Source organism: Gemmatimonadota bacterium, from assembly GCA_041390125.1.
Classification (GTDB): Bacteria; Gemmatimonadota; Gemmatimonadetes; order Longimicrobiales; family Gaopeijiaceae; genus JAGQIF01.
Genome location: JAWKQN010000024.1, coordinates 1 through 19658, shown reverse-complemented (window position 1 = coordinate 19658; position 19658 = coordinate 1). Strand labels below are relative to the sequence as shown.

The following is a 19658-nucleotide window of genomic DNA, read 5'->3' as shown; positions in this document are numbered from 1 at the left end:
CGACCGGGACGGGAGCTATCCCGCCGCCGCCGCCTCGAGGAGCTGTCGCACGGTGACGACCTGGCCGATGTGGTAGGCCGCGTGGTCCTGCGCCACGAGCAGCGAGCGGGCGTAGGTCTGCCCTGCACGGTCTCCGTGCGGTACGGGAGCGGACAGGTCGATGGCGGGGTCATGGACGATCCCGGACAGGGCCAGCGCGTCCTCGCGGATGCGCTCGAGCGTCCGCGCCCACGCCGCGTCGTCCGGCGGCGCGGGCGCATCGGGCCAGTACTCGCGTGGCCAGTCGGGAGTCGAATACGCGCCGGGCCGCGTGAAGTCGAGCAGATCGCGCTGCGCGATCCGGATGTGCTCCACCAACTCCCAGATCGAGTGGGGCAGCCCGGTCGGCCGCACGCCGCGCAGCGCGGGGTCGAGCCCCTCGACGGCGGCCTCGAGCGTCAGGTGCGCCTCCCCCCACCCGAGCACGCGCGCGAGCAGGTCACGAATCGAGGCATCGTCGGCCATGGAGTCCTCCGGGTCGATCGGTCGCGGACCCCTACCAGACCCCGTCGACCGCCGTCCGGTGCCCCGGCGCATCGACCCGACGCCCCCTGGCCCCCTCCGGACGGACGTCGGGCGCCCCAGGGAGGCGCCCCACCACGCCCCTCTACCGCTCCCCCGGTGCCTGCCTCGGCGGCAGGGCCGCCGCGGCCAGTCCCCCGACGTCCCTGCCCAGCGCAGTGCCGGCTTCGGAGTCGTACCGGAAGTGGATGCCCAGATAGACGCGCGAGAGCGCGCACTCGTCGGCGGCCTGCGCGAAGCGCTCGAAGTGGCGCGTCGGCGGATCCATCTCCACCAGCCCCGAGCCGGGCCCGGAGCGGTCCACCGCCCGGATGGTCATGTCGAACGGGCGCTCCTCCCCGAACACGCTGGCCAACACCGTCATCGCGGCTCCGCACACCGTGCCGTGTGCCGACGGATAGGACGGAAAGGCATAGGTGTGGTCGTGCAGGTTGGTCCAGGTCGCGTCCGCTTCGGTATCGGGATTGCCGTCGTGCTCGGCCCAGCGGATGGCAGTATAGGGACGCCAGTGATTGTAGAAGAACTTGGAGTCGAAGGAGGCGACGTACCCGTCGAACACGCTGACGTTGAGCAGCGCGAAGAGGCGGGCGGCCTCCCAGAGGTCCAGCGACTCCGCCGTCACCAGCTCCCGGGCCAGGCGATTGTGCGACTTCTCCACGAACTCCTTCCACCACAGCGCGAAGTGGGTCTGATCCGCCGTGCGGTTCGTGCTCACGGCCGCACCCACATCCTTGACCTCGACGAACGCCCGGGTGTAGGCCTCGCTTCGGATCTCCGGTGGCGGCGGTGAACGGAACTGGTCCCCGCGCTCCAGGAGGAACGGCCGGACGGCGGCCCAACCGGCGCCGAACACGAACCCTTCCGGGGTTCCGCTGTGCTCGCTGAACTGCGCGTAGACCCCCGGGCCCATCGGATGCCACTCGTAGGCCGTCTCCGCGTCCCAGCCGTCGCCGTTCCGCGTCTCGACGACCGCGGCCGCGACGCGGCTCCCGAGGTCGGACGCCGCGTTCCCGACGTCGGCGTCCGCGGGGGTCCACCGCGCCCGCTCGTCGTCGAGGACCTGCCGGCGATCCGGATACTGCGACACGACGACGGCGTAGGCGGCCTCGGACGCGGCCGCGACCGGGTCCGCGGTGGACGACGAGGCCACCGGGGAGAAGGTCCCGAAGCGCGGCTCGACGGCGTTCAAGGCGTCGTGCATCGCCAGATGCATCATCGCGGCCGTGCGCACGCCCTTCAGCGTGAAGAAGCCATCCTCCGCCTCGGCGATCTCCAGGAGGCGCTCGTTCCACGACACCACGACGTCGGCCGGATGGGGGGCGCGTATCTGCGGTGGCACGGGTCGGCACGCGCCCAGCGCGAGCGCGAGACAGAGAGCGCAGATTCGATTCATCGGATCCTCCGTGTGGCATGACCCGGGCTCCATCGGAGAGCAGCGGTCCCCGCTTCGAAAGCGTCGCGCGGCGCCCGTCGGGTCATCGTCGGGCGGTCGCATGGACCATCCGGCCTCACCTCGCACGGCCCTCGCACGGCACCCCTCGGGGTCCCGCCGGCGCGGCCCTCGTCTGGAGTGGCGCGAAAGAGCACCGCGGCGGATCGGTCCGTCGCGGATCCCGCGCGGACCGGCGGGGCGGCGCGGTGCGGCGTCGGGATCCGCGTCCCCCGCCCCCGGGTACAGGCGGACGCGTCGCTTCCCCCCTCCCGCGGCCGCACCTCCACCCACCGCACGTCCGTTCCGAGGCCCCATTTGGCCACCGAAGCCCGTGATCTGCACACCGGCGTCCCGCTCTGGGCCGCGGGTCCTCACGTCGCGCTTCCCACCACGCCGCTGGCCCGCGACGCCCGCACCGATGTCCTGGTGGTCGGAGCGGGCATCTCCGGTGCGCTCACGGCCGACCTGCTCGCGGAAGCCGGCCTGCGGGTCACGGTGGTGGATCGGCGGGGTCCCGCGCTCGGGTCCACGCTGGCCTCGACGTCCCTGCTGCTCTACGCGCTGGACACGCCGCTCCACCGGATGGCGCGCGCGCTGGGGGAGGAGGCCGCGCTGCGCGCCTGGCGCCGGTCGCGACTGGCCCTGGCGGCCCTCGAGGACCGCATCCGTCGGCTGGGGCTGCGCGCCGACGTCCATCGTCGCTCCACCCTCTACCTGGAAGGCGACCTGCTGGATGCCGGCGGGTTGGCTGCGGAGGGTCGCGCCCGGCGAGCAGCCGGGTTCGAGTGCGCCTGGCTGACCGCGGCAGACGTGGCCGCTCGCTTCGGCATCGCCCCGCGGGCCGCGCTCTGGGGACACGGGGGCCTGGTCGCGGACCCCCGCCGTCTCGCGCTGGGCCTTCTGGACCAGGCGGCGCGCCGCGGCGCGCGGTTCCAGTGGCCCGTGGACGTCGTGCGCGTCGAGCCCGAGCGCGACCGTGTGATCGCGCACACGGCAGAGGGCCCCACGCTTACCGCCCGCCATCTCGTCTGGGCGACCGGATACGAGTTCCCGGACCGCGTGCCGGCCGCAGGTCACCGCATCGTGTCGACCTGGGTCATCGCGACGGGGCCCGGCACATGGAAGGGGCCCGGTCGGAGGGCGCTGATCTGGGAAGCGTCGGATCCCTATCTGTACCTGCGCAGCGGACCGGGCGGCTCGATCATCGCGGGCGGTGAGGACGAGCCCTTCGAAGACGAGGATGCGCGCGACGCGCTGTTGCCGGAGAAGACGGCGACACTCGAACGGCGGGTCACGCAGTTGATCCCGGGAATCCAGAGCCGGGCCGCGCACGCCTGGACGGCCAGCTTCGGCGAGACCGCCTCCGGTCTGCCGCACATCGGCGCCGTACCCGGCTCACCGCGCTGTTACGCCCTGATGGGCTACGGCGGAAACGGCATCACGTTCTCGATGATGGGCGCACAGATCCTGCGGGGCCTCATCACCGAGGAGCCGGACGCGGATACGGATCTGTTCGCCTTCCCCCGGGAGTAGGCGGACATATGCACGCGCGGGAGTGCGCTCGCGCGCGTCGACATCGCGCGCGGGGCCAGGTCCTCCGCGGACGCCTACGGCATTCCGGGCGGCGGCACCCTGCGCTTCGTGGCCTGCTCGAACGCGTACGCCAGCGCGATCAACCGCGGCTCGCTGCACGCCATCCCGGCGAAGCTGACCCCATAGGGCGCGGGCTGTGGATCGAAGCCCGCGGGGAAGTCCTCGTCGTCCACCGGCACGAGCGCGAACGGCACGATCACCGTGGGATAGCCGGGCCGTGCCGAGATGCCCGCACCCCCCGATCCCGGGAACAGCAGCGCGTCGAGCTCCATGCCCGTCATCACCTCGTCGATGCCGTGCTCGCCGTTCAGGCGCAGGTCCCGCGCCCGATCCTCCTCGTAGGAGGCGCGGTCGCTCTCCAGATCCAGATCGTCCGATTGATCCAGGTTGGCCTGGCCGTACTTGATGGCCCCGGCCCGCTCGTGGGCGAGGTTCCACTCCCGGAGCTCGGTGAGCGTCTTGACGGGCGCCGACTCCCCGAGGGACGCCAGCCAGGCGTTGAAGTCCCGCTTCATCCCGTAGTGCAGCACGCTGCTGCGGCCCGCGAGCATAAGGTTGTTGGCGGGATCGGGATCCACGACGCTCGGGATGTCGGCGGGATCGACGATCTCCGCGCCCCGCTCCCGCAGGATGGCGATGACCTCCTCCATCGCGGTACGCCGCTCCCCGGTCAACCCACCGCGCCACGTCTCGGAGCCGGGCGCCTGCGCTGAATCCCAATACATCGCGCGCGGGATGCCGATGCGCGCCCCCTGCAGCGCGTTCGCATCGAGGAACTGCGTGTAGTCTCCGTTCGGCGGCGGCTCGCAGCGCGTGGTGGTGGGGTCGTTGGGATCGGGTTGCCTGCCCTCCAGCGCACCCAGGAGGATCGCGGCGTCGGTGACGTTCCGGGTCATCGGGCCGGCGGTATCCTGGTCTCCGGTGATGGGGATCACACCCCAGCGGCTGATGCGGCCGATCGTGGGCTTGATGCCGACGAGCATGTTGGCGTTGGACGGAGACAGGATCGAGCCCGACGTCTCCGTACCGACGTTGCCGGCCCAGAAGTTGGCGGCGGTGCCGATCCCCGAGCTGGAGCCTCCCGTGTTCATGACCGGACGGCCATCGTTGCGGCCTTCGCGCGGATCCCGACGCGGGTCGTAGGGATTCAGCCCGTAGCCACCCACGGCCGAGTAGTTCCCGGGCATGCCGTTGGCGATGAAGTTCGCCAGCTCCGTCATCACCGTCTTGGCGAGGATCACGGCCCCGGCCTCACGCAGGTTGGTGGTGAGGGTGGCGTCGTACGGCGGCAGGTAGCCTTCGAATGCGAGCGCCCCGCCCGTCGTCGGGATGTCCGTCGTGTGGACGTTGTCCTTCAGGGCGACCGGGATCCCATGCAGCGGTCCGCGCACCCTCCCGGCAGCCCGCTCCGCATCCAACCGGTCCGCCTCTTCGAGCGCGCGCGGGTTGACGTTGATCACCGCGTTGATGCGCTCCTCGTACAGGGCGATCCGCAGCAGATAGGCCTCCACCAGCTCGCGGGAGGTGACCCGTCCCTCCTCCATGGCCTGCTGCATCTCCGGGATGGTCGCCTCCACGACGTCGAAGGGCTCCCGAGGCTCGGGGGACGCCGTACAGGCCGTCACGACGGCCAGGAGGAGGAGCGGCAGGGGACGGGCGGTGCGGAAGGTCATGGGTCGTTCGCCTGGTCGTGCGGGAGACGGCCGGCGATGGCCGCCGGCCTCCTTCGCGAAGCCGCCAAGATGGGCGGGACGGAGGCGGGATGCCAGCAAGGGGGACTTGGCGTCGCGGCGGCCCGCACGAATGCGGCGGAGGGACCCGCCACTCTGCCCGAGCGGTCCCGGAACGGACCCTGGCGGGAGGGTACTGCCCCCGGGGTCCGCCCTCGCGCGGGCCTGGATCCCCCGGGGTTGTTGTGCCGTCAGACGCTGGACGCGTGCAGGACCAGCACACCCAGCAGGACGAGCCCGGTGCCCGCGAGGTGGGCGAGGGTGGGTCGCTCTCCGAGCAGCAGACCGCCGAGCGCCATCGCGGCGACCGCCTCCACCCCCAGCACCATCACGTAGGTGACGGTCATCCCGGTGTGGCGCATGGCGAGCGCCTGGAAGCCGGCGCCGAGGAAGACCAGCAAGAACATCACGGCCGTGGGAATCCCTTCCGTGAGGCCCGCCGAGACCTTCATGAAGTAGCCGGCCACGCTGAAGCAGATGGCTGCGAGCAGCGTCGTGTACAGGAACATCGTGCCTTCCAGACTTGGACCGCGCCACGGTGCGCGGCCTTCTACCTCGTGATGGCGTCGGATCGGAGCCGAACTGGTCACCGGGCGGGTCCGGCCGACACCGGCCGTCCCGCCCCGCGTAGGGTAGAGACACAGCCACGCGGCTCGAAGCCCGCAAGCCGGAGGGAGGGAGGATGGGGAGACCCGCAGGATCCGGAGCCGGTCGCCCCCGGCGGCGGGAGGCACACGCGCGCATCCTGAAGACCACCCTGACGACCCTCGTCGTCCTGCTCGCTCCAGGCTGTGGGGCGGACCGGCCGTCCGCTGCGGCCGGGGATGCCTCGGCGGCCGTGGCGCCGGACCCCGTGGACCCCCGCTGTGCGCTGGCCGCACCGCCCGACACCCTCCTGCGGGAGGGCGGGACGATCCTGCTGCTCTGGACGGTTCCGGCCCGCCCGGTCTTCGACGAGGCGGTGCTTCCGCAGGACCCGGGCCTGCTCGCCTACCGGGCCGCGGTACGGGCGGACGGCGGTGACGTCCGCCGCCCGGTGGCGGACGAGCCCACACCGCGCGACGACGCCGAGGCTGCCGCGTGGGCGGACGAGCGCCGGAACCATGACCTGGCACAGTCGGGCGCCGTCGGCGCGATCGAGCCGATCACGTGCCTGGACGCCCTGGCCTTCTCCGTCCAGAACGCCCGGTTCTCCCAACTCGAGACGCCGACCGAGTTCCTGGTCTCGGTGCTGGAGCGGGCGAACGGCACGGACGGCGCCGAGGTGGGCCTGGTCTTCGGCGCCTCCGACCAGATGTATCCACCCAAGACCGTCTACGGGTTCGACGTCGTGGATTCCCTCCGCAGCCTGGGATGGCGCTGGCGCTACGCCCTCCACAACCACACCCTGCAGAAGAACGCGGGGAAGCATGCGCTCGGTAGCCCGACGTTGAGCATCTCGGACGTGCAGCTCATGCGGGGGCTGGCGGCCGACGGCATGGAGGCCGCACGCGTGACCAACGGCTTCTACACCTTCCGGGTGGACCTCGAAGGCATGCAGCGGATGCGATCTCGGTGACGGCAGCTCAACCGGGCGGTCGGGTACAGCGATAGGACACCACCGCGCCGTCTTCGCTACGGAGCACGAACGCCGTATCCGCCGCCACCGCCAGGTGCACGTGGGTCTCACGGTGACGCATGCCGTTCGTCCAGACCGACCCCACGCCACCCCCGGTGTCCCCGGTGCGGACCTCCAGCTCGTGGAGGTTGCCGGCCGCGTCCTGGAACCGCCCGTAGTAGCGGAACGGCGCGGACGTGATCCAGCGCTCGAGCTGGAGCAGCCCGGAGATGCCGGACGCCTCCCCCACCCCGGTGCAGGCGCGGACGGCGAGGATCTCCTGGCCCGCCGCGGCGGAAGCGCCGAACGGCAGGCAGAGGGCGAGCGCTACGAGGCCGCCCGCCCGGCACCGGCGCGGGGGATCGAAGGAGCCGCGGGAGTCCCGGGAGCAGGGCTGCATCGCACGTCTCGTGTCGGGGCCCGGTCGAAGGCCGCAGGGTGGCCGCGCGGCGCGAACCTCCGCCGCCAGACCAGGATCTCCACCGCAGACAGGCACCGCAACACCGGCGGTGTGCGCCTGTGGGGGTGGACCCACGCACTTGCCCCGCCCGGAGCCCCGACCTACCCCTCCGTAGCCCTCGCCCCCTCCTGTGGAGTCCACCGTGCCTCTCCGGATCGACGACGACCGCCGCCGCCATCTCGTCCAGCGCCTGCAGGGCTTCTTCCTGGAGGAGTTCGAGATGGAGCTGAGCGCCTTCCGGGCGGATAGCCTGCTGGACTTCCTGACCGCGGCGCTGGGTCCGCAGATCTACAACCAGGGCGTCCAGGACGCGCGTCGCTACCTGCAGCAGCGTCTGGACGACCTGGACGGCGAGGTGCACGAGCCGGACGGTCTCTAGCGGCGGTCCCTGCACACACGGCACCCCGCGGTTGGCGGGCCGCTCCGGACCAGGATAGCTTCATGATCCGATGTCGGATCCGCGCTCGCTCCGCGAGGTGGGTAGCGATCCCCGCACCACCGCCCCCCCGATCCCACCGCTGAGGGCCTTGACCCGCGCCACCTCCACCGTCGATCCGGCGGAAGCCCACGCGCTTCTCGCCGAGGTGCTCCGCGGCTCGACCCGCCGCGAGATCCTGGACGCGGTCACCAGCCGGGCGGGCCTCGTGGACTCGATCGAGCGTCTGGCGCGTGCCATGCGCGAGCATCGATTCCCGACGAGCGGGCCCCCACTCCTGCTCCGGGGCCTCGTGCACGCCCTCGACCGGAGTTGCCGCTCCGAGGGACTCCACCTGCTGCACGTCTGGGACTTCGCCGCCCAGCGTCGACCCCAGGAGATCGCGCCGGTGCTGCTGGCCGGCTACTGCGCGGAGCAGGGCATGCCCGGAGCACCCGAGCGCCACGTGCTCTCCCTGCTGCTGGACCACTACTTCCTGTTGGTTCTGTCCCTGCTCGCCGTGCGCGCCTGGGACGCGGAGGACCCCAACGCCGCCCTGGATGCGATCACGCGTCTGGTGAGAGACCTGCAGGGCCCGCAGGGAAGCGGCCATCGTGTGATGGACGACGCCGAGTCCCTGCTGCTGACCGCCGCCTCCTACTACCACCCCGAGCTCGAAGGGTACGTGGCACTCCTCGAGCGCGTGCGCACCCTGGATCCCGAGCACCAGTTGCGAACGGCCATCCCGTGCGCCGCCATCATGGGGAGCCACCTGCGGTGGGGCTTCCGCTTCATGTACGGTCGGGATGTGGGCCGCATGCGGGACGACAACGACATCGACTATCCCTGGCTCCAGTTCTCGGTGCTGCCTCCGCTCCGGGCGCTCGTGCAGCGCCCCGAAGCCGACTGGGGTCCCGGGCAGCGCTCGCGCACGGCACTGGCCCTGCTGGGCGCCCTCTCGGCCGATCCGTGGGCCTTCACCGGCGCGGTTCCAGCCGTGCTCGTCGACCACGCCGCCGAGCACGAGGAGGTCCGGACGCTGCTCCGCGAGCACCACCCGGCCCTGCGCGACCTGTTCGAGCTGGTGCGTCCCACCGCCACGGCGTACTCCCCCCTCTCCTTCGGCTGCAACTTCCTGAGGAACGCCGTGGTCGCCTCCGTGGTGCAATCGATGGGCTCCACCGAGCGTCGGCCGTCGCTGTCCACGGTGCTGCTCGGGGAGGCGGGCGAGGAGATCGCACCGCCTCCCGGCGCCACCGCGCAGGTCGCGCACGAGCTGATGCGCTTTGCCTCCGTGCCCCACCGCCTCGGCGCCCACGGCGCTCCGCTCATCGTGTACGATCCGCGCGACGCCCCTCGCCGCTGGGACATGACGCTCCGGGCGCTGGCGCCGCGCGCGTGAGACGACCGACTTCGTGTTGGCGCCCCGGGGCGCGGGCGCGGCCGCGTGCCGCCGCCGAAGCAGGATCATTCGCCGTCCGCTATCTTATCCGCACACCCCCGGACGAGGAGCAGATCCTGTGGAAGAGAGAATCGTACGCGCGTTTCCCGTTCTACCGGGGAAGCGCCAGGTGCTGGAGGAGCTCATCGCCGCCGTGCGGGAGCGAGCGGTCGAGATGACGGACTTCTACAGCCGGTTCGGCGTGGCCCGCGAGACCTGGCACCTGCAGGAGGACGACGGGAGAACCTGGATCATCGCCGTGACCGAGCTCGGTCCCGCCGCTCCCGGTGTGCTGGAGGTTGCCGACCGCTACTCGGCGTCGGAACAGGAGTTCGACCGATGGTTCAAGGCCCAGGTCCTGGAGATCAGCGGGATCGACCCCAACCAACAACCCCTGGGACCGGCCACGGAGCACGTCTTCGACTCCGCCCACCTCGGAGCAGGCTGAGCCCGGGGGCATCCGTGACCGGAGTTCGGTCGTATCGGGCCGCCCTCAGGCGTTCTCCACCCGGAAGAGGGTGACGATCCGCGGATGCTCGCCGCTCACCTCGCGGTCGCGGATCCGCAACCCGTGCCAATGATCGGCGGTGAGCCGGCGGATCTGGATGGAAGCGGCGCTGCGCTCCCCCTGGACCAACAGCGTTCCCTGGTGCAGACGTGCAGGGAGCTCCAAGGCTTCCTCGTCCAGACGGGCGACGTAGTACCCGTCTGCGATTCCCTGGACCCGAGGACCTCGTACGGGACGCATGACCATCGCGGCGCTCCGCGCCCTCGGGGGAGGGGCGCCGTGGGCAGTTTGAAGAAGTGCGATCCGGCGACACGATGCTATCAGTCCGGGGCGCCTGGCGTGTAGCGGAATCCTGCCTAAGCGGATCCTGCTAGGGACGCGGTCGGGTCTGCAGCCGAGCCTCCCGGAATGGAGCAGCGGCCCGGCCGGGCGCTGTCCCGGGGCACCCACCGCGCCTACCTTGGGGATCCACCCCGCGAGGCCCCCCATCCCGTGCAGGAGGAGGCGCGTATGAGCGAGATCACGCTCACGGTGAACGGTCGGCGACGCACCGTGGACGTCGACCCCGCCACCCCGCTGCTCTACGTGCTCCGCAACGACCTGGAGCTGCGCGGCCCCCGCTTCGGCTGCGGGCTCGGCCAGTGTGGCACCTGCACGGTCCTGGTGGACGGGCGTCCGGTGCGATCCTGCAGTCGCGCGGTGTCATCCGTGCGGGGTGAGGTCACGACCCTGGAGGGTCTGGCGCAGGATGGACGACTGCACCCGGTCCAGCAGGCCTGGGTCGACGAGCAGGTGCCGCAGTGCGGCTTCTGCCAGAACGGGCAGATCCTGACCGCCAAGGCCCTGCTCGACCGCAACCCCGCACCCACGGACGAGGACATCCGCCGCGGCATGAACGGCGTGCTGTGTCGCTGCATGACCTACTACCGGATCCAGGCCGCGGTGAAGCGCGCCGCGGCGGCCCTGGCCGCGGACGGCTCCGCGCCCGGCCCGGCCGACGCGGAGGTGCGGCCATGAGCCCGCAGGGCTGGAGCCCGAACGCGCTCGCGCGGGCGCTGGACCCGTGGCGCGGCACCACCTCGCGCCGTGACTTCCTGAAGACCTCGGGACTGTTCGTCCTGAGCTTCAGTGGCGGCCCGCTGCTCAGGCCCGGATCGGACCGGGCGGGGACCGCCGGACCCTACCCCGACCCCGACTTCCGCCAACTGGATTCGTGGCTGGTCGTCCACGAGGACGGGTCCGCCACGTTCTACGTCGGGAAGACAGACGGTGGACAGGGCACCGGAACGGCGTTCCGGCAGCTGATGTGCGACGAGCTCGACCTCGCCTTCGAACGCTCCACGCTGGTGATGGGACGCACGGATCTGACCGTGGACCAGGGAGGCTCCGGCGGATCGGATGCGGTCGAGCGCGACGCCACGCCCGCGCGCCGTGTCGCCGCCGAAGCGCGACGCGTGCTGCTGGAGCTGGCGTCGGAGCGGTTGGGTGTGCCGGTGGATGCGCTCGCGGTTCGGCACGGGGTCGTCCGCGTCGAGCGCGAACCTGCGCGCGCGGTGACGTACGGCGAGTTGATCGGCGGGCGCCGGTTCGACATCGCGCTCCAGGGCGACAACGTCAACGAGACGGCAGGCCAGGCCACGCTCAAGCCCGTGCAGGCCCTGGAGCTGACCGGCCAGTCGATCCCGCGCTACGACATCCCGGCCAAGGTGGATGGCTCGCTCGAGTGGGCCGTGGACGTGCGCCTTCCGGGCATGGTGCACGCGCGCCACGTGCGACCGCCTTTCGCGGGCGCCACCCTGGTGGACGTGGACGAGTCCTCGGTGGCCGACCTGCCCGGGCTCGTGCGCGTCGTGCGGCGCGCGAACTACCTGGCGGTGGTGTGCGAGCGGGAGGAGCAGGCCATCGAGGCCGCGCGCCTCCTGCAGGCCACCTGGGAGAAGCCGGAGCGCGCGCCCTTCCCCGCCTCCGAGGAGCTCTTCGACTACCTGCGCAGCACGACCCCCGAGCCGGGGCGACCGGCCCGGGTGGTCGGCGATCCGGACGGTGCGCTCGCGGCAGCGGCGACCCGGGTGGAGGCCGAGTACGACGTGCCGTTCCAGGGGCACACCGCCATCGGTCCCGCCCACGGGCTGGCCGACCCGTCGGACGGGCAGATGACGCTGTACACCAACGACATGAAGCCCTACAGCCTGCGCACCGGGGTGGCCGAGTTCCTCGGGATGCCGAGGGAGAACGTGCGCGTGATCTGGATGGAGGGCCCCCAGCTCTACGGGCGCACGGCCGCCGACGATGCCGGGTTCGAAGCGGCGTTCCTGGCGCACGAGCTCGGACGACCGGTCCGCGTCCAGTGGATGCGGGACGAGGAGACCGCCTGGGACACCAAGGGCCCGGCGTTCGCGTTCACGCTGCGCGGCGGTCTCGACGCGCAAGGCAGGCTCGTGGCGCTCGACTATCATGCGCGCACCGCGGACTACGCCCACCTGGGCTACAACGAGGCCTCGACGGTCCTGATCGCGCAGTTGATGGGCATCCGGCCGGAGCGGCCCTCCGCGGGCGGCGCCTCACCGCCGGACGAGATGTACCACATCCCACACCGACGGCAGGAGACGCTCGTCGTGCGGTTCCCCCTCGCGTTCGAGACCCCGCTCAGGACCGGCAATCTGAGGGATCCGGATGGACCGCAGATCACGTTCGCGTCGGAGTCCTTCATCGACGAGCTCGCGCACGCCGCGCGTCGCGATCCGGTGGACTTCCGGCTCGAGCTCCTGCGCGCCGGCACGGAGGAGGGAGGCGCACACCTGCGCACGCGGGCGATCGCCGTCATCGAGGCCGCGGCCGAGGCCTTCGGGTGGGAGCCTCGGACCTCGCCGCAGCCGATCGGCAGCGGCCGCATCCTCACGGGGCGCGGGATCGCATACGCGCATCGCGCGCGCACGGTCGTGGCGGAGATCGCCGAGGTGGACGTGGACCGCGAGACCGGACGCGTCCAGGTGAAGCGCATGGTGTGTGCCCACGACTGCGGGCTCGTGGTCAACCCGGACGGGGTCCGCAACGCCATCCAGGGCAACCTGCTGCACGGGCTCAGCCGGACCTTGTACGAGGAGGTGCAGTTCGACACGGAGATGGTGAAGAGCGTGGATTGGCGCACGCATCCGACGCTACGGCACGAGGACGCACCGGAGCGCATCGACATCGTGCTGGTCAACGGGGATCCGGATCCGGACCGACCGGACCTGCCGGCCTACGGCGCGGGGGAGCCCTCGCATCGACCCGTGCCCGCGGCCGTGGCCAACGCGATCTTCGACGCCACCGGAGTCCGTCTGCGTCGTCTGCCGCTCCGCCCGGAGCGGGTCAAGCGCGCGCTGGAGGCCGCCGGGCTCTGAGCCGCCGCCCGGTCGGGTCCCGCTCTCAGCGGCCGCGGGCGTGCCAGGCCGACAGCACCTCCCGCTCCCGCTCCGGCGGCAGGCCGGCGCGCATCTGGGCGTTGCGTTCGGCGGAGCGGGACCGGTAGTAGGCGAGCGTGTCGCGCGCCGTCTCCGACAGGGGACGATATGTGAGGCCTGCCGCGCCCGCGCGCTCCACGCTGACGCGCATGAACCCCGCGCTCTCGGGCGTCGAGGCCACCCACACCGGCATGTCCACCCACCCCCGCACACCGTGCTCCTGCAGGAAGTCCTGCGGCACGAAGGTGAAGCGCGCGTCCGCGTCGATGGCATCGCGGATGCCCTCCAGCATGCGGCCGATCGGGCGGGGCTGCTCGGGACCGGTGCCATTGAACACGCCGACGGTGCCGTTCTCCGCCATGCGGATCGTCCACTCGGCCAGATCCCGTGCGTCGATCACCTGCGTCGGGTCCGCGGGCGTTCCCGGCGCCAGGACCTCCCCACCGCGGGAGATCCGGGCGGGCCAGTACGTGAAGCGGTCCGACTCGTCTCCGGGGCCCACGATCAGGCCGGGTCGGATGATCGTGGCCCGGCCGGGGAACCAGTACGCGGCCTCGCGCTCGGAGAGCGCCTTCAGCGCTCCGTACCAGCGCAACGACTCCTCGACCGGCACGGTGAAGGGGTCCGCTTCGCCGTCGTAGGTCAGGACGGGTGTGGTCTCGTCCATGCCGGGGCGGCTCGTGTCGGCGTAGACGGAGATGGTGCTGATGAACACGTACTGGTCGCACGCGTCCTTGAGCAGCTCGCCCGCGAGGCGCACCCATTGAGGGAGTGTGGTGGGGTTGTCGATCACCACGTCCCACGCGCGGCCCTTGAGGGACTCGAGATCCCCATTGCGGTCCCCGACCAGGTGCTCCACCGCGTCGGGCAGGTCCGTCTGACGACGTCCGCGGTTGAAGACCGTGACGGTGTGGCCCCGCTCGACCGCGTAACGGACCTGGTGGGGGCCCGTGAAGCCGGTCCCGCCCAGGATCAGCAGGCGGAGCGGACGCGGCGCCTGTTGCGCCGGGAGGACGGCGGAGCTCGGCGCGAGCCCGGCCGCCCCCAGCGGCAGTCCCACACCCGCCGCACCCGCGGCCAGCGCCGACGTACGGATGAACTCCCTGCGACTGCGTCCCATCGTCATCCCCTCCCTGTGCGATCGTCCCGTCGTCGTGCTCCGCTAGGTCGCGGCACCCGCGGTCTCCGCGCGCGCCCGCGCCTCCACGTCCCGCTTGGCCCGCCCCAGCAGGAGCCCATTGACGGCCCAGGCCACCGCCGCGCCCGCGCCGAACAGGGCGATGCCCGTGGGCGCCATCCCCGCGCCGCTGAGCGCCGAGTCCACCTGGGCCACGAGCGCGTCTCCCCCGCGGTAGACCGGCACGTCGATGGCGTTCTTGGCCTTGTACTTGGTCTCCGTGTCCACCCGGCTGAAGAGCATCTCGCGGCCGGGGCGCACGAAGGAGTACTCCCCCACGCGACGCGTGATCATCACCGCCGCCAGGATCGCGAAGCTCTGCGCTCCGGACAGGAAGAGGAAGCCCGTGGCCACGGCCAACGGGACCGCGGTCAGCAGGGCCCCGATCCCGAACTTCGAAGCGATGCGACCCGTGAAGACGATCTGCGCGATGAACGTGAGACTCTGGACGGTGAAATCGAGTTGCCCGAAGACCCGCGTACGGATGGCCGGATCGGCGAACGTGTCGGAGACGATGCGGAGCTGCGCGAAGTAGAGGAAGGTGTTGGCCGTTGCGCCGAACACCACGAACAGCGCGATCCCCATGAGGTACGGGGACTTCAGGATGAGGCTGAAGCCCGCGAAGGGATTGCCCCCCAGGGGTGCGTCGCGCGGCGCGCCGTCCGGACCGGTGGCGCTGTCGCTCTGCTCCCAGATGCGGATGAGGAGGCGTTGGCAGACGATCGCGCCGCCGAAGAGCGCCGCGCCGAGGAAGAGGATACCGGCGTTGCCGACCTGCACCACGATGATGCTGGTGAGCAGAGGGCCGACGAGCGCACCCGCCGTGCCCCCCGCAGCGATCACGCCGAAGAGCCGCTTGGTCTGGCCGGCGTCGAACAGCTCGAGCAGGAAGCTCCAGAAGACGGAGACGACGAACAGGTTCAGCACGCTGATGAAGACGAAGAAGAACTGCGCCGCGTGCACGCTGTCTCCGGCCCCGCGCAGCACGACGCCCACCGTGGCCAGGGCGAGCGCCACGAAGCCGTAGATCCAGGGCAGGAAGACGCTGCGGCGGAATCGCGCACACAGCCACCCGTAGATCGGCACGATGGCGATCGAGGCGATCCACGTCGCGACGAACAGGTCGGCCGTCCGTTCCGCGCCCAGGATGGTGCCCACGGTCTCGCGGACGGGGCGGACCGCGAAGTACCCGGACATCACGCAGAAGAACAACAGGAAGGCCGTGACGACGGAAGCCGTCTCCCCGGGCTCGATGGTGGCCCCTCGCTGGAGCAGACGGGTGAGGGGCGAGACCTGGGGCTGCCGGGGGCGATCTTGCATGGGAGTCGGGACTCCGGGTTGGGGATTCGGCTCCGAGGATAGGTGTCGCACCCACCCGGCGACAGGGAATCCACCCGGGACGACGCCGTCCTCGAGGTCCCGGCGCGCCCGTGCAGGCCCCGGCGCCGCGGACCGGGAGGCCGGGTCGTCGGGAGTGCGTGGCGGAGCCCCGCACGCTATCGTGGTGGCCCACCGCACCTCCGTCCGGAGCTCCACCCATGGGCACCACCCGCAAGGACTTCCTGAAGCTTTCCGCCGCCGCAGGCACGGCCCTGGGCCTGGGCGTCTCGCCCACCCGGCTCGCAGCCGCGACCCGTCCCGCGCAAGCGCCGCCTCGCCGGAAGATCGACCTGCTCATCCTGGGGGGGACCGGATTCATCGGACCCTACCAGGTCCGCTACGCGCTCGAGCGCGGCCACAACGTGACCCTGTTCAACCGCGGCTCCGGCTCGGACATGTTCCCGCAGCTCGAGACGCTGATCGGCGATCGCAACGGCGACCTCGAATCCTTGAAGGGACGCCGCTGGGACGCCGTGATCGACAACGCCCGCCAGGATCCGAACTGGGTGCGGTTGGCCGGCGAGGTGCTCAAGGACTCGGTGGGGCTCTACCTCTACGTGTCGTCCCGCTCCGCGTATGCGGACGTGAGCCGTGTGCCCATGACGGCGGACGCACCCACCTGGACCTACGAGACCGCCGGGATCCAGCGCGGACAGCCGCTGAACTACGGGCTGGGCAAGGCCGAATCCGAGCGGGAGGCCATGAAGGCCTTCCCCGGGCGAGCCACGATCCTGCGGCCGGGGCTCATCATCGGCCCGGACGACGACACCGACCGCTTCACCTACTGGCCGGCGCGCATCCACCGGGGGGGTGAGGTGCTCGCTCCCGGGGATCCCAGCGATCCCGTGCAGATCATCGACGTGCGGGACTTCACCGAGTGGACCATCCGCCTGGCCGAGGACAACCGCGCGGGTGTCTTCAACGTGGTGGGGCCGCGCATCCCGCGCCCGATGTCCGAGCTGCTCTACGGCGTCCGGGCGGTCACCACGGCCGAGACGTCGTTCACGTGGGTGCCGACGGACTTCCTGACGGAGATCGGGGTACGTCCCTATTCGGACATGCCGGTCTGGCGCCCGCCGACGCCCGGGAACGAAGGGTTTGCGCGCTTCGATCTGACGCCCGAGGTGGAGGCCGGGCTGACCTTCCGACCGCTGGCCGTGACGGCCAAGGACACGCTGGACTTCCACCTGTCCCGGCCCCCGGAGCGCCAGGCGGACTTCCGCGCCGGCATCTCCGCGGCCCGGGAGGCCGAGGTGCTCGCCGCCTGGCATGCACGGAACCGATAGACGCCACTCTCCCAAGGAGGACGCCTGGATGGTCACTCGTCGTGATTGGCTGCGGATCACCGCGGCTGCCGGGACCGCGCTCGGTCTGAACCCGCGTTGGTTGGACGCCCTGCAATCCCAGGCGCCCATCCGGCGGCGCATCCCCTCGACGGGCGAAGAGATCCCGGTGATCGGGCTCGGCGGCGCCAACACGTTCTCGCAGGTGGCGAGGGAGCAGGACTTCGAGGCGGTCCGTGGCGTGCTGGCGGCCCTCATCGAAGGGGGCGGCACGCTCTTCGACACCGCGCCGAGCTACGGGGCCTCCGAGGAGGTCTCCGGTCAGGTGGCCGCCGAGCTGGGGATCGCCGACGACATCTTCTGGGCCACCAAGCTGAATGTGGTGGGCCGCGGGGGTGGCTCGGCGGACCCCGCCGAGGCGCGCGCGCAGGTGGAGCGATCGTTCGAGCGGCTGCAGCGGCCGGTGATCGATCTGATCCAGGTGCACAACATGGGGGATCCGCCGACCCAGCTCGGGATCCTCAAGGAGCTGAAGGCGGAGGGTCGCATCCGCTACATCGGGATCACCACCACCAGCGAGCGCCAGTACGATCACCTGCTGGAGGTGATGCGGAGCGAGCCGCTCGACTTCATCGGCATCGACTACGCGGTGGACAACCGCGTGGCGGAGGAGCGCATCCTCCCGCTCGCGCAGGAGCGCAACATCGGCGTCCTGGTCTACCTGCCGTTCGGCCGCAGCCGGATGTGGGCCCGGATCGGGGACCGACCGCTGCCGGACTGGGCCGCGGAGTTCGACGCGCATTCCTGGGCGCAGTTCATGCTCAAGTTCGTCGTTGCGCATCCGGCCGTGACGGTGGCCACGCCCGGCACCAGCGACCGCGAGCACATGCTCGACAACCTGGGCGGTGGCGCGGGCCGTCTGCCCACCGCGGACCACCTGCGGCGGATGGTGCAGCTCGTGGAGTCGCTCCCGAGCGCGTAGACGCCATGGCCATCCGCTCGCTCGCCCGCCGCGCCTTCCCTGTCCTGCTCAGCCTCGGAGGCGTGGCGGGCGTCGTGCCCCTCGCGGCCGGCGCGCAGGCGGCTCCCGCCGGCTTCCTGGATCCCGAGCGGGTCCAGAAGCTCTCCTCCGCCTTCCCCGACATCGATCGCATCTTCCGCGAGTTCACGGAGCGCGAGCACGTGCCGGGCGCCATCTGGGGCATCGTCATCGACGGTGCGCTCGCGCACGTGGGCACCACGGGCTTCCGCGACCTGGAGACGCAGGCGCCGGTGGAGCCCACCACCGTGTTCCGGATCGCGTCGATGACCAAGAGCTTCACGGCGGCGGCGATCCTCGCGTTGCGCGACCAGGGACGCCTGAGCCTGGACGATCCGGCCGAACGCTGGGTGCCCGAGCTGGCGGGGCTCGACTATCCCACGACCGACGCACCCAGGATCACGATCCGCCATCTGCTCTCCCACGCGACGGGCTTCCCCGAGGACAACCCCTGGGGAGATCAGCAGCTTGCGGTCACGGACGACGAGATGTCCGCCATGATGCGCGCGGGCATCCCGTTCTCCAATGCGCCGGGCGTCGCGTACGAGTATTCCAACTACGGCTTCGCCATCCTGGGCCGGATCGTGACGGCGGCCTCTGGCATGCCGTACCGTCGCTACCTCCAGGAGGCCGTCCTGGAGCCGCTGGGCCTGAGCTCCACGACGCTGGAGCCGGGCGACGTCGATCCCTCCCGGATCGCGCAGGGATATCGTTGGGAGGACGAGCGCTGGAAGCTCGAGCCCCAGCTGCCCGATGGCGCGTTCGGCTCGATGGGCGGGATGCTCACTTCCATGCAGGACCTCTCGGTCTGGGTGGCGCAGTTCCTGGAGGCCTTCCCTCCCCACGACGGTCCGGAGACGGGCCCGCTGCGCCGGGCCTCCCTGCGCGAGATGCAGCAGGTGCAGCGGCCGCGACCGGCGGCGATCGTCCGCGGCGCGGACGGCTCTCCGCAACTGTCCAGCGGCGGCTACGGCTACGGCCTGGGCATCTCGACCACGTGCGAGTTCGCGCACGTCGTGGCGCACAGTGGCGGACTGCCCGGCTTCGGTTCCGTGATGCGCTGGTTGCCCGAGCACGGGGTGGGTGTCCTCGCGTTCGGCAACCGCACCTACACGAGTTGGGGAGGACCCGCGGACCAGGCCCTGGCGCGCCTGCGCGAGACGGGCGGCCTGGAGCCCAGGATGCCGGCGCCCTCGGAAGCCCTCGTGGCGCAGCGCGACGCGGTCACCGACCTGGTCCTGCACTGGGACGATGCGGCGGCACAGCGACTGGCCGCCGTGAACCTCTTCCTGGACCGGTCGGCCGACCGGCGGCGGGCAGAGATCGAAGCCCTGCTGGAGAAGGTGGGGCCGTGCGAGTCCGGCGAGGGCTTCGACGAGGTCGAGAACGCGCTGCGGGGCTCGTGGACCCTGCCCTGCGCCCGCGGCGCCCTCTCGGTGTCGATCACGCTGGCGCCCACCACACCACCGCTCGTGCAGTTCCTGCGCGTCGGGGAGGCGGGGCCCCTGGAGCGATCGCGCTGCCGGTACTGAGCCTGGCCCCGTCGAGCGGGAGGCGGTGAGGGCAGGACGGGCCGGGGCCCGAACGGGCCCCGCCGTC

The 19658-nt window shown here is 71.5% G+C and carries 18 protein-coding genes; 10 read left to right on the top strand and 8 right to left on the bottom strand.

Annotated features, from left to right (window positions below; all coding sequences use genetic code 11):
- Positions 1-15: 15 nt before the first annotated feature.
- On the bottom strand, positions 16-504 hold the full coding sequence (locus R3E98_19975; protein ID MEZ4425683.1) for a DinB family protein: 489 nt from the start codon (positions 502-504) through the stop codon (positions 16-18).
- 142 nt (positions 505-646) lie between these two features.
- The gene (locus R3E98_19970) at positions 647-1954 is read right to left on the bottom strand and encodes a vanadium-dependent haloperoxidase (GenBank protein ID MEZ4425682.1); all 1308 of its coding nucleotides are present in this window, start codon (positions 1952-1954) and stop codon (positions 647-649) included.
- A 354-nt stretch (positions 1955-2308) separates the two neighbouring features.
- Here R3E98_19970 and R3E98_19965 point away from each other — a divergent pair, with 354 nt between their 5' ends.
- Positions 2309-3526 (top strand): FAD-dependent oxidoreductase, encoded by a 1218-nt coding sequence (locus tag R3E98_19965; GenBank protein MEZ4425681.1) that lies wholly within the window; start codon positions 2309-2311, stop codon positions 3524-3526.
- Positions 3527-3600: 74 nt separating this feature from the next.
- Here R3E98_19965 and R3E98_19960 read toward each other — a convergent pair whose 3' ends face one another.
- Together R3E98_19960 and R3E98_19955 are read right to left on the bottom strand one after the other, a co-directional pair.
- Positions 3601-5259 carry an amidase family protein gene (locus R3E98_19960; protein MEZ4425680.1) on the bottom strand — a complete coding sequence of 553 codons (1659 nt, stop codon included), beginning with the start codon at positions 5257-5259 and terminating at the stop codon, positions 3601-3603.
- Positions 5260-5507: 248 nt separating this feature from the next.
- Complete coding sequence (locus tag R3E98_19955; protein ID MEZ4425679.1) at positions 5508-5825, bottom strand: SMR family transporter; 318 nt, start codon at positions 5823-5825, stop codon at positions 5508-5510.
- 173 nt (positions 5826-5998) lie between these two features.
- On the opposite strand from R3E98_19955, the gene R3E98_19950 reads away from it, so the two are divergent.
- Positions 5999-6874: a hypothetical protein gene (locus R3E98_19950; GenBank protein ID MEZ4425678.1), complete on the top strand. Its 876-nt coding sequence runs from the start codon at positions 5999-6001 to the stop codon at positions 6872-6874.
- Positions 6875-6881: 7 nt separating this feature from the next.
- On the opposite strand, the gene R3E98_19945 is transcribed toward R3E98_19950, so the two are convergent.
- Positions 6882-7313 carry a hypothetical protein gene (locus R3E98_19945; protein ID MEZ4425677.1) on the bottom strand — a complete coding sequence of 144 codons (432 nt, stop codon included), beginning with the start codon at positions 7311-7313 and terminating at the stop codon, positions 6882-6884.
- Between the two features lie 202 nt (positions 7314-7515).
- Here R3E98_19945 and R3E98_19940 point away from each other — a divergent pair, with 202 nt between their 5' ends.
- The 3 genes from R3E98_19940 (at position 7516) to R3E98_19930 (ending at position 9677) form a co-directional block, all read left to right on the top strand.
- Positions 7516-7752 (top strand): DUF2164 domain-containing protein, encoded by a 237-nt coding sequence (locus R3E98_19940; GenBank protein ID MEZ4425676.1) that lies wholly within the window; start codon positions 7516-7518, stop codon positions 7750-7752.
- Positions 7753-7822: 70 nt separating this feature from the next.
- A complete protein-coding gene (locus R3E98_19935; protein ID MEZ4425675.1) occupies positions 7823-9190 on the top strand; it encodes a hypothetical protein in 1368 nt (455 codons plus the stop codon).
- A 118-nt stretch (positions 9191-9308) separates the two neighbouring features.
- Positions 9309-9677: a hypothetical protein gene (locus tag R3E98_19930; protein ID MEZ4425674.1), complete on the top strand. Its 369-nt coding sequence runs from the start codon at positions 9309-9311 to the stop codon at positions 9675-9677.
- Positions 9678-9722: 45 nt separating this feature from the next.
- Here R3E98_19930 and R3E98_19925 read toward each other — a convergent pair whose 3' ends face one another.
- Positions 9723-9983 carry a hypothetical protein gene (locus R3E98_19925; GenBank protein ID MEZ4425673.1) on the bottom strand — a complete coding sequence of 87 codons (261 nt, stop codon included), beginning with the start codon at positions 9981-9983 and terminating at the stop codon, positions 9723-9725.
- Positions 9984-10247: 264 nt separating this feature from the next.
- On the opposite strand from R3E98_19925, the gene R3E98_19920 reads away from it, so the two are divergent.
- Both R3E98_19920 and R3E98_19915 read left to right on the top strand, forming a co-directional pair.
- Positions 10248-10754, top strand: coding sequence for a (2Fe-2S)-binding protein (locus tag R3E98_19920; protein ID MEZ4425672.1), 507 nt, complete (start codon positions 10248-10250; stop codon positions 10752-10754).
- Positions 10751-13120, top strand: coding sequence for a molybdopterin cofactor-binding domain-containing protein (locus R3E98_19915; GenBank protein ID MEZ4425671.1), 2370 nt, complete (start codon positions 10751-10753; stop codon positions 13118-13120). Before R3E98_19920 ends, R3E98_19915 begins: the two co-directional genes overlap by 4 nt.
- A 25-nt stretch (positions 13121-13145) precedes the next feature.
- Here R3E98_19915 and R3E98_19910 read toward each other — a convergent pair whose 3' ends face one another.
- Positions 13146-14306, bottom strand: a complete 1161-nt coding sequence (locus tag R3E98_19910) for an NAD-dependent epimerase/dehydratase family protein (protein ID MEZ4425670.1) — start codon at positions 14304-14306, stop codon at positions 13146-13148.
- Between the two features lie 36 nt (positions 14307-14342).
- Complete coding sequence (locus tag R3E98_19905) at positions 14343-15677, bottom strand: MFS transporter (GenBank protein MEZ4425669.1); 1335 nt, start codon at positions 15675-15677, stop codon at positions 14343-14345.
- 218 nt (positions 15678-15895) lie between these two features.
- On the opposite strand from R3E98_19905, the gene R3E98_19900 reads away from it, so the two are divergent.
- Genes R3E98_19900 through R3E98_19890 form a run of 3 tightly spaced genes read left to right on the top strand, consistent with a single transcriptional unit; the run spans position 15896 to position 19591 of the window.
- A complete protein-coding gene (locus R3E98_19900) occupies positions 15896-17023 on the top strand; it encodes an epimerase (protein ID MEZ4425668.1) in 1128 nt (375 codons plus the stop codon).
- A gap of 28 nt (positions 17024-17051) precedes the next feature.
- On the top strand, positions 17052-18002 hold the full coding sequence (locus R3E98_19895; GenBank protein MEZ4425667.1) for an aldo/keto reductase: 951 nt from the start codon (positions 17052-17054) through the stop codon (positions 18000-18002).
- A 5-nt stretch (positions 18003-18007) separates the two neighbouring features.
- Positions 18008-19591, top strand: coding sequence for a serine hydrolase domain-containing protein (locus R3E98_19890; protein ID MEZ4425666.1), 1584 nt, complete (start codon positions 18008-18010; stop codon positions 19589-19591).
- The last annotated feature ends 67 nt before the right edge of the window (positions 19592-19658 follow it).